The 15,463-nt window shown below is 44.8% G+C and carries 13 protein-coding genes; 12 read left to right on the top strand and 1 reads right to left on the bottom strand.

From position 1 onward, the window contains the following. Positions 1–6: 6 nt before the first annotated feature. The 5 genes from ispG to der all read left to right on the top strand — a co-directional run bounded on the left by ispG (position 7) and on the right by der (position 5,800). Positions 7–1,119, top strand: a complete 1,113-nt coding sequence (gene ispG, locus MARME_RS06185) for a flavodoxin-dependent (E)-4-hydroxy-3-methylbut-2-enyl-diphosphate synthase (RefSeq protein ID WP_013660403.1) — start codon at positions 7–9, stop codon at positions 1,117–1,119. A 10-nt stretch (positions 1,120–1,129) separates the two neighbouring features. Further along, complete coding sequence (gene hisS, locus MARME_RS06190; RefSeq protein ID WP_013660404.1) at positions 1,130–2,401, top strand: histidine--tRNA ligase; 1,272 nt, start codon at positions 1,130–1,132, stop codon at positions 2,399–2,401. Between the two features lie 112 nt (positions 2,402–2,513). Then, on the top strand, positions 2,514–3,155 hold the full coding sequence (locus tag MARME_RS06195) for a tetratricopeptide repeat protein (RefSeq protein WP_013660405.1): 642 nt from the start codon (positions 2,514–2,516) through the stop codon (positions 3,153–3,155). Between the two features lie 2 nt (positions 3,156–3,157). Beyond that, positions 3,158–4,288 carry an outer membrane protein assembly factor BamB gene (gene bamB / locus MARME_RS06200; RefSeq protein WP_013660406.1) on the top strand — a complete coding sequence of 377 codons (1,131 nt, stop codon included), beginning with the start codon at positions 3,158–3,160 and terminating at the stop codon, positions 4,286–4,288. A gap of 174 nt (positions 4,289–4,462) precedes the next feature. Next, complete coding sequence (gene der, locus MARME_RS06205; protein ID WP_013660407.1) at positions 4,463–5,800, top strand: ribosome biogenesis GTPase Der; 1,338 nt, start codon at positions 4,463–4,465, stop codon at positions 5,798–5,800. Between the two features lie 128 nt (positions 5,801–5,928). Here der and MARME_RS21790 read toward each other — a convergent pair whose 3' ends face one another. Then, a complete protein-coding gene (locus MARME_RS21790; protein WP_013660408.1) occupies positions 5,929–6,090 on the bottom strand; it encodes a YbaM family protein in 162 nt (53 codons plus the stop codon). Positions 6,091–6,251: 161 nt separating this feature from the next. Here MARME_RS21790 and MARME_RS06210 point away from each other — a divergent pair, with 161 nt between their 5' ends. From MARME_RS06210 to MARME_RS06240, 7 genes are all read left to right on the top strand, one after another. After that, positions 6,252–6,899: a class I SAM-dependent methyltransferase gene (locus MARME_RS06210; protein ID WP_013660409.1), complete on the top strand. Its 648-nt coding sequence runs from the start codon at positions 6,252–6,254 to the stop codon at positions 6,897–6,899. A 190-nt stretch (positions 6,900–7,089) separates the two neighbouring features. Then, a complete protein-coding gene (locus tag MARME_RS06215) occupies positions 7,090–9,381 on the top strand; it encodes a YgiQ family radical SAM protein (RefSeq protein WP_013660410.1) in 2,292 nt (763 codons plus the stop codon). Between the two features lie 355 nt (positions 9,382–9,736). Then, positions 9,737–10,348 carry a YitT family protein gene (locus MARME_RS06220; RefSeq protein WP_013660411.1) on the top strand — a complete coding sequence of 204 codons (612 nt, stop codon included), beginning with the start codon at positions 9,737–9,739 and terminating at the stop codon, positions 10,346–10,348. A gap of 47 nt (positions 10,349–10,395) precedes the next feature. Next, positions 10,396–10,902 (top strand): GNAT family N-acetyltransferase, encoded by a 507-nt coding sequence (locus MARME_RS06225; RefSeq protein ID WP_013660412.1) that lies wholly within the window; start codon positions 10,396–10,398, stop codon positions 10,900–10,902. Between the two features lie 176 nt (positions 10,903–11,078). Next, complete coding sequence (locus MARME_RS06230; protein ID WP_013660413.1) at positions 11,079–12,881, top strand: AAA family ATPase; 1,803 nt, start codon at positions 11,079–11,081, stop codon at positions 12,879–12,881. A 95-nt stretch (positions 12,882–12,976) separates the two neighbouring features. Continuing rightward, on the top strand, positions 12,977–14,332 hold the full coding sequence (locus MARME_RS06235) for a cobyrinate a,c-diamide synthase (protein ID WP_013660414.1): 1,356 nt from the start codon (positions 12,977–12,979) through the stop codon (positions 14,330–14,332). 6 nt (positions 14,333–14,338) lie between these two features. Beyond that, positions 14,339–15,442, top strand: coding sequence for a cobalt-precorrin-5B (C(1))-methyltransferase (locus MARME_RS06240; protein ID WP_013660415.1), 1,104 nt, complete (start codon positions 14,339–14,341; stop codon positions 15,440–15,442). The last annotated feature ends 21 nt before the right edge of the window (positions 15,443–15,463 follow it).

Genomic DNA, 15,463 nt, shown 5'->3' on the forward strand with positions numbered 1-15,463 from the left:
AGAACTATGCATTTCGAATCACCTATTAAGCGTCGGCAGTCTCGTCAAATAATGGTTGGGAACGTTCCTGTTGGGGGCGGTGCGCCTATAAGTATTCAAAGTATGACGAATACAGAAACGTGTGACGTTGATGCGACAGTGGCTCAAATTACGGCTATTGAGCAAGCCGGAGCGGATATTGTCCGAGTGTCGATACCCTCTATGGATGCAGCAGAAGCATTTAAGGAAATTCGAAAGCAAGTGTCCGTTCCGCTCGTGGCGGATATTCACTTTGATTACCGTATTGCGTTAAAAGTGGCTGAGTACGGCGTCGATTGTTTGCGAATTAATCCGGGTAATATCGGTAACAAAGATCGAGTTCGTGCCGTAGTTGATTGTGCTCGGGACAAAAATATCCCAATCCGTATTGGTATTAATGCGGGGTCTTTAGAAAAAGATTTACAGAAAAAATACGGTGAGCCAACGCCCGATGCGTTGGTCGAATCTGCCTTTCGTCAAATTGAGTATTTTGATGAACTAGACTTCCATGAATATAAACTAAGTCTAAAAGCCTCAGATATATTTATGACGGTTGAGGCTTACCGTAAAATTGCGACACAGATAGATAACCCTCTGCATTTGGGGATAACAGAGGCAGGTGGGTTACGTTCAGGAACGGTTAAATCTTCCATCGGTCTAGGGCTAATGTTGATGGATGGTATCGGTGATACTCTGCGCGTATCGCTTGCCGCAGATCCGGTTCAGGAAGTTAAAGTCGGTTGGGATATGCTAAGAAGCTTAAAAATTCGCAATCGAGGCATTAACTTTATCGCTTGCCCAAGTTGTTCTCGACAAAATTTCGATGTTATCAAAACGATGAACGAGCTTGAGGAACGTCTTGATGATGTCACTGTCTCAATGGACGTGGCTGTTATAGGTTGCGTTGTGAATGGGCCAGGCGAAGCAAAAGAGGCGGACTTAGGTTTGACTGGCGGTACGCCAAACAATTTGGTCTATTTAGACGGTAAACCAAATAGCAAATTAAAGAATGAAACATTGGTTGATGGTTTAGAAAAAATGATTCGTGAAAAAGCTGCGGCAAAAGAAAACGAACTTTCTAATATCATCGCTAAGCAATAAGGAAACGAAAGTGGGTCGTAAAGTACAAGCAATTCGAGGTATGAATGATATATTGCCAGGGCAATCCTCTGTTTGGCAGTATATTGAGAATGCGGTAGCGAATGTGGTTAAAAGCTACGGTTACCATCAAATTCGCTTTCCTGTTGTTGAGCATACTGAACTATTTAAGCGCGGTGTGGGTGAAACGACCGACATCGTTGAAAAAGAAATGTATACCTTCGATGATCGTAACGGTGAGTCATTGACATTGCGTCCAGAAGGGACCGCAAGTTGTGTTAGGGCTGCAGATCAAGCAGGCTTACTGTTTAATCAAGTACAGCGCTTATGGTATGTCGGTCCGATGTTCCGCTACGAGCGCCCGCAAAAAGGTCGTTACCGTCAATTCCATCAAATTGGGGTAGAGTCATTTGGTATGGCGACGCCTGATATTGATGCTGAGCTAATCATTCTAACCGCGCGTCTTTGGAAGCAGTTAGGCTTGCTTGAGCACGTCGAGTTGCAGTTGAATACCATTGGCGTCGCCGAAGCTCGTGAAAACTTCAAAGCAAGTTTGGTTGACTACTTAACAGAATACAAAGATGAGTTAGATGAAGATAGCCAACGTAGGTTGACGACGAACCCATTGCGTATTCTTGACTCGAAAGATCAGAAAACTCAGAAGATACTAGAAGGCGCTCCTAGCCTTGATCAGTATATTGATCAAGAATCCCAAGAGCAATTCGAACGTCTTCAAGCTATTTTGAAAGCAAACGATGTATCTTATGTGATTAACCGTAAGCTTGTTCGCGGGTTAGATTACTACGGGAAAACAGTATTTGAGTGGGTTACCACGCACTTAGGCGCTCAAGCAACGGTCTGTGCTGGCGGACGTTACGATGGTTTAGTTGAGCAACTAGGCGGCAAAGCGACACCTGCCGTTGGGTTTGCGATGGGAATAGAAAGACTCGTTTTACTGTTAGAGACGTTAGAGCTAATTCCTGATGCGGCAAAAGCGTCTACGGATGTATTTGTTGTCAGTATGGGCGCGGATGCAGAATTAACATCGTTTTCGTTGGCTGAGTCTATTCGCGAAGCATTGCCTAATTTAACGGTTTTACGTCATTGTGGTGGCGGTAACTTTAAAAACCAGATGAAAAAGGCTGACAAGTCAGGTGCTCGATTTACGTTAATCCTTGGGGATAATGAAGTCGCAAATAATGAGTGTCAGATAAAAGATATGACAACAGGGCAGCAAGAGTCCTGTGCTTTAGATAAAGTAAGCGAATACTTGAGTTCTTTTTAGCCTGGTCGCCGGGCTAATAATTTGAAAATGTAAATCAGTGGTGCAAACGAAGTCATCGTCAGTAACCACTTTTTTGATAAATTAGACAAAGATGTAACCTGAGGATGATTCGGTGTCAGAGTTAAAAACTGAAGAAGAACAAATTGAAGCGTTTAAAACGTGGTGGAAGAAAAATGGCACAGCTCTAATTCTTGCTGTTGCTGTCGGTGTCGGTGGTTACTTCGGATTTCAAGCATGGAAAACAAATGAAGCCACGCACATTAGCGAAGCCTCTTCGTTGTATCAAACTTTGATTGAAGCTGCATCTGACTTAGATACTGAGAAGAATCAAAAAGACGTAGCGGCGTTAGCTGCTCAACTAAATGAAGAATATAGCGATACTGGATATGCCATGTTCGCTGAACTCTTTGTTGCTGAGCTAGAAGTTAGTAAAGGAAACTACGATAAAGCCATTACCGCGTTGGAAGCGGCGGTAAGCGGAACAGAAGATCAATCCTTTCAAACAATTGCGACGATTCGTATCGCTCGATTGCTAGCGGAAAAAGAAGATTTTGACGCTGCGTTGAGCAAGTTGGAGTCGGTTACCCAAAGCGAGTTCTCTGTTCAAAAGAATGAGTTGAAAGGCGATATCTACGTACGTCAAGGCAAGCGTGATGACGCGAGAACGGCCTACGAACAAGCTAAGCAAGATCTAAAAGCGGGGCAAAATCACCCTTTGCTTGATATTAAACTGGGTGACCTTGCTAAGAGCTAATTATGTCTAAGATACTGCTGCTGTCTTCCTTGTTAATCGCGTTATTTTTGCAAGGCTGTGCTACACAACTTCCGTTACCAGAGCCAGACCAAATGGATCAGGAAGTATTTTTTGATACATCATGGCGTCGAGGTGTTGATGGATCGTACGGAGAATATACTGAGCGTTTTAACCCAGTATTAAAGGGCGATGGGATCTTTTTTGTCACACGCCGTGGTGCCGTTTATAAGTTACGTCAAACAGATGGGCGTCGCCTAAATTATTTCGTGACGGACTACGAGCCAAGTGCTGGCGTTGCGTTAAATGATGACCTTCTTTATTTTGGTACATACGATGCAAAGTTAGTTGCAGTCTCTTTGAGTACTAAAGAGGTGGTTTGGGAGCGCTCGTTAACGTCTGAGATACTTTCTGAGCCGACGTATAATAATGGTTTTCTTGCGGTGCAAACTGGCGATGGCTGGTTAAGCGTATTAGACGCGAAAACGGGTGATACGATTTGGCGTACTAAAGAAGATATTCCTGCGTTGACGGTTCGAGGCACGAGTGTTCCTGTCATCGTCGGTAATAAAGTATTAGCAGGGTTTGCTGATGGGAAGCTTAAAGCTTTTTCGTTGGTTGATGGTAAGGCGTTATGGTCCTATGAAGTGGGCAAGCCAAAAGGCCGTTATGAGATTGAGCGACTTACGGACGTTAATGGCCGTTTAGTTGTAAAAGGGGATACCGTATATTCGGTTGCCTACAATGGAACGCTCAGTGCGCTATCGATCGAAACCGGAAAATTGAAATGGCAGCGTAGCATTCCAAGTGCGGTTGGTGTGGCTGTCAAAAATGATCAATTGGTTATTGTAAGTCAAGATAGCAGTGTCATTGCTCTAAATGCATTAAATGGTACGCAGATGTGGGAAAACCGTGAGATGGAAGAGCGAGAGCTTTCTGAGCCGACTTTCTTTCGAGATTATATCGCGGTTATCGACAGAGGAGGTTTTGTTTTTCTTCTCGACCCTAAATCTGGCGACATAAAAGCGTTTAAACTTGCCGATACAAACCAAAAACCGGGAAGTCGTATGGTGTCTAATGGCAAGCAATTGTTTATACTTACGCCAGATTCAAAAGTTACAGCACTTAGTTACTAATTATGTAGGCGATATATAGGCCTACTCAACTGCTACTAAGTGTACTTTTTCAAGGCTGCCTTTCCTGAAATATGGTCAGGAAAGGTGTGATTGAGCCTCAACTACTTCAGAGCGTAGATAAGACTGAAGCACACCGTTTCCAGACAGCCGCTTTATACTTAAATAGGTAAAAAAATGATTCCAGTTATTGCATTGGTTGGTCGCCCCAATGTAGGTAAGTCCACCCTTTTCAATCGTCTGACTAAATCTCGTGATGCGCTTGTTGCAGATTATCCAGGGCTAACCCGAGATCGAAAGTACGGAGATGGTAAATTAGGTGAGCATGATTTCATCGTTATAGATACCGGTGGTATAACGGGAGACGAACAAGGAATCGATGAAAAAATGGCTTCGCAATCGCTTCAAGCAATTGAAGAGGCCGATGCAGTCTTATTTTTAGTTGATGGTCGTCATGGCTTGAACCCTGCCGATGAAATGATCGCGAACCACTTACGTCGATCTAGCAAGCCTACTTACTTAGTTGTAAACAAGACGGATGGCATCAACGAAGATATCGCTTTGGCGGACTTCTACTCAGTTGGCTTAGGGAGTTTATATCCAATCGCTGCCGCGCATGGTAAAGGTGTTCGTAGCTTAATTGATACCGCATTGGCACCGTTTGCTGAACAGGTAGCGGAAGCGCGAGACCAAATTCAGCTTGAGTCAAAAGGTATTCGTATTGGCGTTGTAGGTCGCCCCAATGTAGGTAAGTCAACGCTAGTCAATCGTATGTTGGGTGAGGACCGGGTTGTTGTATACGACATGCCAGGGACAACCCGTGATAGTGTGTATATACCTTATCAGCGCCACGATAAAGAATACACTTTGATCGATACTGCAGGGGTTAGGCGTCGTAAACATGTAAAAGAGGCTGTTGAAAAATTCTCCATCGTTAAGACGTTGCAAGCTATTCAAGATGCGAACGTTGTGATCTGCGTAATCGATGCCCATGAGGATCTAGTAGAACAAGATCTTCATATGATTGGCTATGTGCTTGATGCAGGCCGAGGCTTAGTTATCGCGATTAACAAATGGGATGGAATGCAAAAAGATGAGCGCGAACACATTAAGAAAGAAGTGGAGCGTCGTTTAGGTTTTGTTCCCTACGCTAAAGTTCATTATATCTCGGCATTGCACGGTACTGCGGTTGGTGATCTTTACGATACGATTGAAGAAACATACGATTCTTGTTACTCGAAGTGGTCTACGAATAGGCTAACCAAAATCTTGGAAGATGCGGTATCAGAGCACCAGCCACCTATGGTTAAGGGACGAAGAATTAAGCTGCGTTATGCTCACCAAGGTGGATCAAATCCTCCAAGAATAGTTGTGCATGGCAATCAGACAGATGCCTTGCCTGGCAGCTACAAACGTTATTTAGAGAATAAGTTTCGTACGGTATTGAATATTACTGGTACGCCAATCAGCTTTGAATTCCGTTCGTCTGAGAACCCTTACGCTCCGAAAAAGTAGAGTGGACCTCAGCGGACGTAAGTCGCTGTTATGAAAACAGAAGCCATAGTACTCAATCTACTATGGCTTTTTCTTTTTTTTAGACTGTATTTCTTTGCTTGTATCAATGGGAATAGACGTCGTAAAGGTTAACTTTCACTAGTCACTTTATTCGCCTGCTTTTTTTCGAAATCACGTAACACGATCTTTAGCGCTTCGATCGCTGTCTTTGTCGAAACTTGGTTCTCTTCTAATAGATCGATCAAATCGACTGCCAATTTAATATGATCTGGAGCATTTTCCAACGCCACGGCTTTCTCCTAACGTATTGTGTTTGAAATTTGGATTTTGTTTGTCATAAGGAAAAATTTTGAGAAAAAATGCGCAAATTGATCCAAACTGTGTTTTTAGACATACTTTTATCATACTTGCTTTGCGAAGATAACAGGGTGAATAAAAAGGTGAGAAGATTGTGATTACAAACGAGTTTTGGTTGGATCGATGGAATACTGGACGTATCGGTTTCCATGAAAATGAGGTTAATCAGTCGCTGATTCAATATTGGCCTAATCTGCCTCTTGGAAGTCGAGTCTTGGTACCGCTATGTGGTAAATCAAATGATCTGATCTGGTTGGTCGAGCAAGGGTATGATGTCACAGGCGTTGAGCTTTCTTCGCTCGCGGTTGTCGAGTTTTTTGGTGACAATGACTTAGCGTACACGACAGAACAGACGGCTTATGGAAAACTTCACAGTGCGAACGAAATGACGCTGAGAGTATTCGAAGGAGACATTTTCGATTTCGATGGTAAGGTGTTCGATGCTTGTTATGATCGAGCTGCAATGGTAGCTATGCCCAGTACGCTTCGGCAGAGCTATGTTGAAAAGGTAAGCGCTTGTCTTCGCGAAGACGCCCACATTTTGATGATCAGTCTGCATCATGACGGCAATATTGACACGCCTCCGTTCTCAGTTTCGGATGACGACGTAGCATCCCTTTGGCAACGTAATATTCATAAGATCGCCAGTGAGGACCTTGTTCAAACAAACAGCCGATATAAAGAAAGTGAGTATGCGTACTTTGAGGAAAGCGTTTGGCGAGTATTGCCAGACGAGTTGTAGTGAGGCTATGTTTTAATCCTCGGTACTGTTATCTATTTTAGTCTTATCGGACGTGGTGCTGTATACCTGACCGTTTTTCTGGGATAATCGCGTTTTCTAAGTTTACGACTAAAATAGCGGATCAGATGAGCCGATAATTGTTGTGCGTTTTACGCGCAAGATGGCCGCTAGATTTGCAACTGAGTACCTCATGATAAAACGACATAAAACCGCACCGAATCTTTTTTCTTACCCTCAATATTGGGCTGAGTGCTACGGCGTTTCTCCATTTTTGCCGACCACACGAGAAGAAATGGACCTTCTCGGTTGGGATAGCTGTGACGTCATTATTGTCACTGGAGACGCGTATGTAGACCATCCGAGTTTTGGGATGGCGGTAATGGGTCGTTTGTTGGAGGCTCAAGGCTATCGAGTCGGCATTATTGATCAGCCAGATTGGAGAAATAAAGAAGACTTTATGCGTCTAGGTCGCCCCAATCTGTATTTTGGTGTAACGGCTGGAAACATGGATTCGATGATCAACCGCTATACTGCTGATCTAAAAGTAAGAAACGATGACGCCTACACGCCTTATGGAATCGGTGGAAAACGACCAGATAGAGCGGTTATTGTCTACTCTCAACGCTGTAAAGAAGCGTTTAATGACGTCCCTGTGATGATTGGTGGTATAGAGGCAAGCCTTCGAAGAATCGCTCAATATGATTATTGGAGTGACGAAGTTAGACGATCCGTATTGATTGATTCAACTGCAGACATCTTGTTATACGGTAACGCAGAACGTGCAATCGTTGAGGTTACGAAACAAGTTGCTGCTGGCAAAAAAATGAATCAGGTCACCGATGTTCGAGGCACAACTCTTGTCCGTGATGTACCTCCGGGCGGCTTTTCTGAGATTGATTCAAGTCGAGTGGATTGGCCTGGGAAGGTTGATAAGATTTACAGCCCTTATGAATATATCCCAGAAGGTAAGTGTCAGACAAAAGACGCGAACGAAGACGACGATGTCATGCCCATTCGAGTTATTCCTGCGCCACTAAGGCGAGGTGAAAAGCTTGAGGCTGATAAAACATACATCCGTTTACCGTCTTTTGAGAAAGTGTCAAAAGATCCGGTGCTCTATGCGCACACTTCTCGAATTCTACATTTAGAGTCTAATCCGCATAATGCACGTGCTTTGATTCAAAAGCATGGTAAGAAAGAAATCTGGGTTAACCCGCCGCCAATTCCATTGGAAACGGATGAGATGGATGGGGTGTTTGATTTTCCATATGCTCGTGTTCCACACCCTAAATACAAAAAAGCCCGTATCCCTGCTTACGATATGATCAAAACATCGATCAATATTATGCGAGGTTGTTTCGGGGGCTGTACGTTCTGTTCCATCACGGAACATGAAGGGCGTGTCATTCAATCCCGTTCACATGAATCTATTCTCAATGAAATTGAGCAAATCAAAGAAAAAGTCCCAGGATTTACCGGTCACATTTCAGATCTAGGCGGTCCAACGTCTAACATGTACACCTTAAATTGTAAGGACGATGAGATACAGGCGTCGTGTCGTAAGCTTTCATGTGTGTATCCTGAAATTTGTCCAAACTTGAATACTGACCACAGCCCAACGACTCAGCTGTATCGTAAAGCTCGAAAAGTAGAGGGTATTCATACGGTTTCTATTGCCTCCGGCCTTCGTTACGACCTTGCAGTAGAAGACCCTGAGTACGTCAAAGAGCTGGTGACCTATCATGTAGGTGGGCTGTTAAAGATAGCGCCTGAGCATTCAGAAAAGGGCACGTTGTCGAAAATGATGAAGCCTGGCATGGGAACCTACGACAACTTTAAACGAATGTTTGATAAGTACTCGAAAGAAGCGGGTAAAAAGCAGCATCTGATACCGTATTTTATCGCGGCACATCCGGGCTGCGAAGATGAAGATATGATGAACTTAGCGGTTTGGTTGAAGAAAAATGACTTTAAACCGGATCAAGTGCAGACATTTTACCCTTCGCCAATGTCACTTGCGACAGCGATGTATCACTCAGGTAAGAACCCTCTTAAACGTGTTACTTATAAGAGTGAAGATGTCTATACGCCGAAAGATTATAAGCAGAGAACGGTTCAAAAAGGGTTCTTGCGTTATCACGACACGAGTAACTGGGCTGACTTGAGGGATACCCTAAAAAGTATGGGGCGAGCGGATTTAATTGGTAATGGACCGAATAAACTTGTTCCAGCTGAGGATAAAGATAAGCAGATGCCTCGTCGACCAAAGAAAGCAAAACCTGGGCAACGTACGGGTGCTTCACACACCAGTAATCGCCCGACAGACAAAAATATTAAAGAGGCCGAGCGTAATAGACGCAAATCAGCAAACGATGCATCATCGGCTGGGCGTCCAGTGACTGGCAGTGCTACTCCTACGCGGCCGAAGAAAGGGCCGAGCACACAGGCTAATAAAACGAAACCCGCGAAGCGTAGACGTTAAGACCTTTGCACGATGACTGTGCTCTTCAACAGCGCTCTACAATACAGGGCTTTAAATAGACTCAAAATATTCATTTATAGCCCGTAAACTCTGCTTTTTTGTCTACTTTCGCGTCGTATTGGCTTCGCTCGAGATGTCTTGCAAAGGTCTCATTTTATATTTTATTTTATAAAGACTCGTGCAAACACCTATTTTTAGTGATAAAAATAGGCTGAGAATATTGGAATACTTTCTGCATATCCGCAGATGAAGATCTCACCAGATCTTTGACTTCCAAGTGACTGTAAACAACCTTCAAAAGAGGTGTGTTGCCATTCTTACACAAATCAAAAGTTTGTTTATTTGAGGAAATAGTATGAGTACCACTCACCGTTGGTTATCCATCGTAGAAGGCTGTGTGCTGGTTGCACTCGGTCTCCATATCTTGAATTCAGCCGGTTTTCTTATCAGTGGCACAGCAGGCGCGGGAATGATTCTGCACAAGCTGAGTGATCTGACTTTTGGTCAGCTGTTCTTTATATTGAACCTTCCGTTTTATGTTCTTGCTTGGCGAGCATTAGGGCTGGCGTTTACCATTAGAACCTTTATCTCAGTGAGTTTATTGTCTTTGCTTTCTGAGTTGATGCGGCTTTATGTCAGCATTGATATGATACCTATTCTCGCTGCGGTTGTGGGTGGACTGTTGGTCGGTTTTGGTCTCATCATATTGTTTCGCCATAATGCGTCATTAGGCGGTTTAAACATTCTTTCTGTGTATTTAGAGCGTCGATTTGATATTCATGCTAGTCGTACCACACTGACCGCCGATGTTTGTATTTTAATGGCGGCAGCGATGGTGTTTAGCATTCAAAGCTTAGCCTATTCTCTCGTTGCGTTTATTTTGTTAAGTTCGGTTGTTGGTCGATATCATCGACCGCCAGCGTGGGCAAAAGCTTCGGAGCGACAAGGGCGAAATCAACCGAGTTAAATATGAATTTAAGGCCACAGGGTGCCGTAAGTCATCTATAAAAAAATATGCAGACGTATTACGTAGAAAAACTGACCACAAGTAGACTCAAAGCGGATCAAGGTGTCATTAAAGAGCTACAGGACATATTTTTTAGAAGTGTGCACGGCATTCCGGATTTGATTTATACACCAGAGCAAAAAGCCGCGTGGGCGCCAGCGGGACTTTCCGTGCTAGAGTGGCGTAATCGGTTGCAGAATCACACAATATGGCTAGCGCGCAGTGAGCTGACAGGGAGCTGTCTTGGCTTTATTGAACTAGATGAAAGTTCAGATATCGATTTGCTTTATGTTTGTCCTTTGAATCAAAAGTTAGGCATCGCCAATGAGTTATTTGATCAAGCGCAATACTGGGTGAAAAACCAGTATTCAACCAAATCGCACTGGTACGTGCAGTCTTCTGATATTGCCTATGAGTTCTTTCTCCGCCGTGGTTTTATCCCGCATAAACGTAATCAGGTTGATCGTGGCGGGATTTTGCTTGAGAACACAACGATGAGAAAGGCTTTGTCCTGAACTCTCTGCGCTTTTCGATGAAAAATTAGCAATTCAATATTTGTGAAAACGCGGTATTCTTAGGAAGGCTTCGGAACTAGGTGGCAGCTTTGTTTATTATAGTGCTGCTTTATATAACACTATTTTTTAGCCAAATTAGACCATTCAAAATTAATTAAACGTTTCTATGGCGATACATGACAGATTTTAAGCACCTAACTTTCCCTTTTGCAGCGGTAGCGGGACAAGAACCTCTGAAACTTGCATTAATTTTATGTGCGATTAACCCAAAAATTGGCGGGGTCTTGATTAGCGGGCCGAGAGGTTCAGCTAAGTCAACACTTGCACGAGGGCTATCTGATGTATTGCCTACGATCGATGATGAGAGCCCTATCGCGTTTGCTACCTTGCCGCTCGGAACTAGTGAAGACCGCCTATTGGGCGCCATTGATTTAGAGCGAGTTCTGAATGAAAAAAAAGTAGATTTCCATCCGGGCATATTGGCTAAAGCGCATGGCGGCGTGTTGTATGTCGACGAAGTGAACTTGTTGGCTGATAACCTTGTTGATCAGTTACTCGATGTAGCGGCAAGTGGCGTAAACCGAGTAGAGCGAGACGGCATCAGTCACGAGCATGAAGCAAAATTTCTACTGGTCGGAACCATGAACCCTGAAGAAGGGGAGTTAAGACCGCAACTCAAAGATCGTTTTGGACTAATGGCGGAGTTGTCGAACCAGTATAGCTTGGAAGAACGTGTGCAGATTGTTCGATTGCGCGAGGAGTTTGATCATAACCCAAGGGCGTTTCGTGATGCGTTTAAATTTAAACAAAAGACGCTGAGACAAAATATAAAATCGGCACGTCAGCGGTTGAATCAAGTTAAATGTTCTGACGCGTTAAGAATGGACATAGCATCGCGATGTCATGATGCTAATGTTGATGGTGTGCGCGCAGATATTGTTTGGGTGCGCGCAGCGCAAGCGCATGCGGCGTGGCGCAGTGTAAGTTCTGTGACCGTTGAGGACATTCATGCTGTCGCTGAGTTAGTTTTAGCGCACCGTCGTCATGCCCATTCTAATAACAAACCTTCTCAAAGTGGGTCTAGCGAGTCTGCTCTGCCTTCTTCCTCAAGGCCACCGAGTAGTCGACGCCCGCCCGATTCTCATAGAGCACCGCCTTCTGTGGAAAAAGGTGATAATGCCTCGGGAAAGCCGCAAGCCGCCTCTGACCAAGATTGGGGTGGCCTTCCTCCGGAATTACAAAAGGCAAGTGCTGCAATTGCCTTAGATCCAATGCTTAAACGCACTGGACACGATCGCTCTTTGTTAACGCAGCGATTTTCGAACAGTGGAATAATGTCGAATAAAACCAGCCGAAAGTCTGGTCTTGAGTCTGGTGGGTACAGACCGAATCAAGCGTCATTTTCAAGCTCAATTGATTGGACAAGAACGCTCACACTTTCACCGCATCAGTGGCCTCCTAAACTAATTAGAGCGAAAGACAAAACCGGACGTACCGTTTTAAATATTATTATGCTCGACACCTCGGCTTCTGTCTTAGGAGAGGCGGTCTTTTCGAAGACGAAGGGCGTTATTTTGGCGCTTGCTCGCCAAACGTATTTAGCGCGAGAGCAACTTGCTATCTTTGGATTTGGAGAAGGGCAAGTGGAGACTATTTTACCTAAAGTTCGTTCACCCAAAGACATTGATATATTGCTAGACGAAATAACCGCGGGTGGCGGAACGCCTTTACTGGCTGCGCTAGAAAAACTTGAAAACGAGATACGCAGTCTTCGTAAACAGTCACCCAGATTAGAGATAAATGCGTATATAATGACGGATGGGCGTAGTCAGATGTCGATTTCAGAAGTCCCTAATATCGACAGCAAAATCATTTGGCTGGACACGGAGCTTGCCTCAATAAAAAGAGGAAAAGGGGCTCAATTTGCCCATGCGCTGGGGGCCGAATATTATACGCTTGAACAACTACTGGCGTGTTGATATCCAATGTTAATTAAATTTGGTTGTATTGAGTTCTAGTCGCATTCGAATGTAAAAACACCAATAACCTCAAGAGACGAATACTAAGTAGCGTTATGCCTTCAGAGAATATAGAAACATCTTTACACCAAAGAGATCAAGTAACCTGTCCAGCCTTGTTTTTAACTGCGCCAGCGTCTAATCAAGGTAAGACGACAATTACTGCCGCGCTTGCTCGCCATTATTCGAAGTTGGGGAAAACGGTTCGAGTGTTCAAAACAGGACCAGACTATTTGGACCCTCTCATACTTGCACAAGCGTCGGGGAACCCTGTTGAGCAACTTGATATCTGGATGGCAGGCGAAGCTTATTGTCAGGAACGATTGTTTTTAGCGGCCAAAGAAGCCGACCTGATACTGGTTGAAGGTGCAATGGGGATGTTCGATGGCGAACCGTCGTCTGCCGATCTAGCGGCTTGTTTTGGTATTCCGATGGCCATTGTGATGGATGTAAAAGGCATGGCACAAACGGCTGCTGCGATTGCGAATGGCTTAGCGACGTTTAGAGAAGATATTACAATCGCGGGTCTTATTGCGAATCGTTGTGGCAGTGAGCGTCATGCGCAGCTTATACGAGATGCACTGCCCGAAACGGTCCCATTGCTCGCGGCATTAAAACGCGACGAGGAGGTTACGTTACCGGAACGACATTTAGGACTGGTTCAAGCGGAAGAAGTGACGCAGGAACTTGAGCAGAGGTTTGATGCGGCCGTTGACTGGCTGTGTCAATCGGACGATAAAGGTTTATTGTCTTTGCCCGAACCAGTTGTGTTTTCCGCGCCAGATCACTCTTATGAAGCGAGTGTCGTCGAGCCTATCTTGAGCGGGAAAACGATCGCGGTGGCGAAAGACATTGCATTTAGTTTTATCTATCAGGCGAATCTTGATGCATTAGAGCGTCTAGGAGCTAAGGTTTGTTTCTTTTCGCCGTTGCATGATTCACGTTTACCACAATGCGATGCTGTGTGGTTACCGGGCGGTTACCCAGAGTTGCATGCTCATAAACTGGCTGAAAACACATCCATTCAAACAGAATTGAGTGCCTTCTTTGAAACGGGTAAACCCATACTTGCAGAATGTGGCGGCATGCTTTACTGCTTTGAAAGCTTGACTGACTTAGAACAAAATACGTTGCCCATGCTTGGTATATTGCAAGGTCAGGGGGCCATGCGAGGCAAACGCGGCTGTCAGGGAATGCAAACGGCTGACTGTCCACAAGGTGCAATTAGAGCGCATGCCCATCATCGCTCAAGAAGTGCGAATACGCCGGAGCCTGTTGGGTACGGACGACGTCAACGACATCCCGCACCGGGTGAACCGATTTATCAAGTAAAGGGGCTAACGGCAAGTTACCTGCATTTCTTTTTCCCATCTAACTTAACCGCAATTGCGGCTATTTTCAGCGAAAGATAGCGACTTATGTGGCCCGAAAGTGAGGAAAGCAGCAAACCTCTTAGAACTGGATTGACGACGGGTACCTGCGCGACAGCCTGCGTTTTGGCGGGGGCGCAAGCTTTGATTGCAAAGCGTGAAGATCCCGAAGCGTTTGTACTGCTTCCTAAAGGGCAAAAGGTGTCACAACCTATTTTGTATTATCAATATAATGCAGATTCGGTAAAAACGGCGACGATAAAAGACGCTGGGGATGACCCCGATGCAACGCATGGCGCAACCGTTTGGGCGCAAGTGCGTCTCACTTCTGAAAAAGGCGTATCCTTCATTGCGGGAGAAGGGGTTGGGACCGTCACCCGAACTGGGCTGGTACTTGCCGTCGGGGAACCTGCGGTCAACCCAGTTCCTCGAAAAATGATGTCTGAGAACTTGAGTTTGTTTGCTGAGAACTATGGCTATGATGGCGGTTTTGAACTGACGATCGGCGTAGAGAATGGCGAGCAAATTGCTCAAAAAACCATGAACCCTAGATTGGGTATTATTGGCGGTTTGTCTATTTTAGGGACGACCGGCATTGTTCGACCTTTTTCGTGTGCTGCCTACATTGCTTCGATACATCAGGGCATTGATGTTGCTAGAGCGAATCACTTAGCGCACATTGCCGCAACAACAGGAAATGCCAGCGAAAACGCGATCAAGGCGCGCCATGAGCTAACCGACATGGCGTTGATTGAAATGGGGGATTTTGTTGGTGCTGTCTTGAAACATATTCGTAAAGTAGAGAAAAATTCACAACTTCGAAAACTCTCTATTTGCGGCGGTTTTGGTAAAATCAGCAAACTGGCACAACATCACATGGATCTAAATAGCCGTGTCTCGTCGATTAACCTCAATGCACTGGCTGACACGGCGATGTCGTTAGGTGCGTCTGACGCTCTTCAAGAAAAGATGCGCTTGGCGAATACCAGTATTGAAGCATTGGCTTTTTCGAGCAGCGAAGGGCTTTCGTTAGCGGATGCGGTTTGTCACCAAGCAGCCCTTTTCTGTCGAACATATATCCCCGCTTCTATGGAATTGGAGGTGTACGCAATCGACCGAAAAGGCGAATTTGTTGGGTATGCGAAAGGATAGCTGCAAGTTCGGTCATTTTTT

The organism is Marinomonas mediterranea MMB-1 (assembly GCF_000192865.1).
GTDB classification, from domain to species: domain Bacteria; phylum Pseudomonadota; class Gammaproteobacteria; order Pseudomonadales; family Marinomonadaceae; genus Marinomonas; species Marinomonas mediterranea.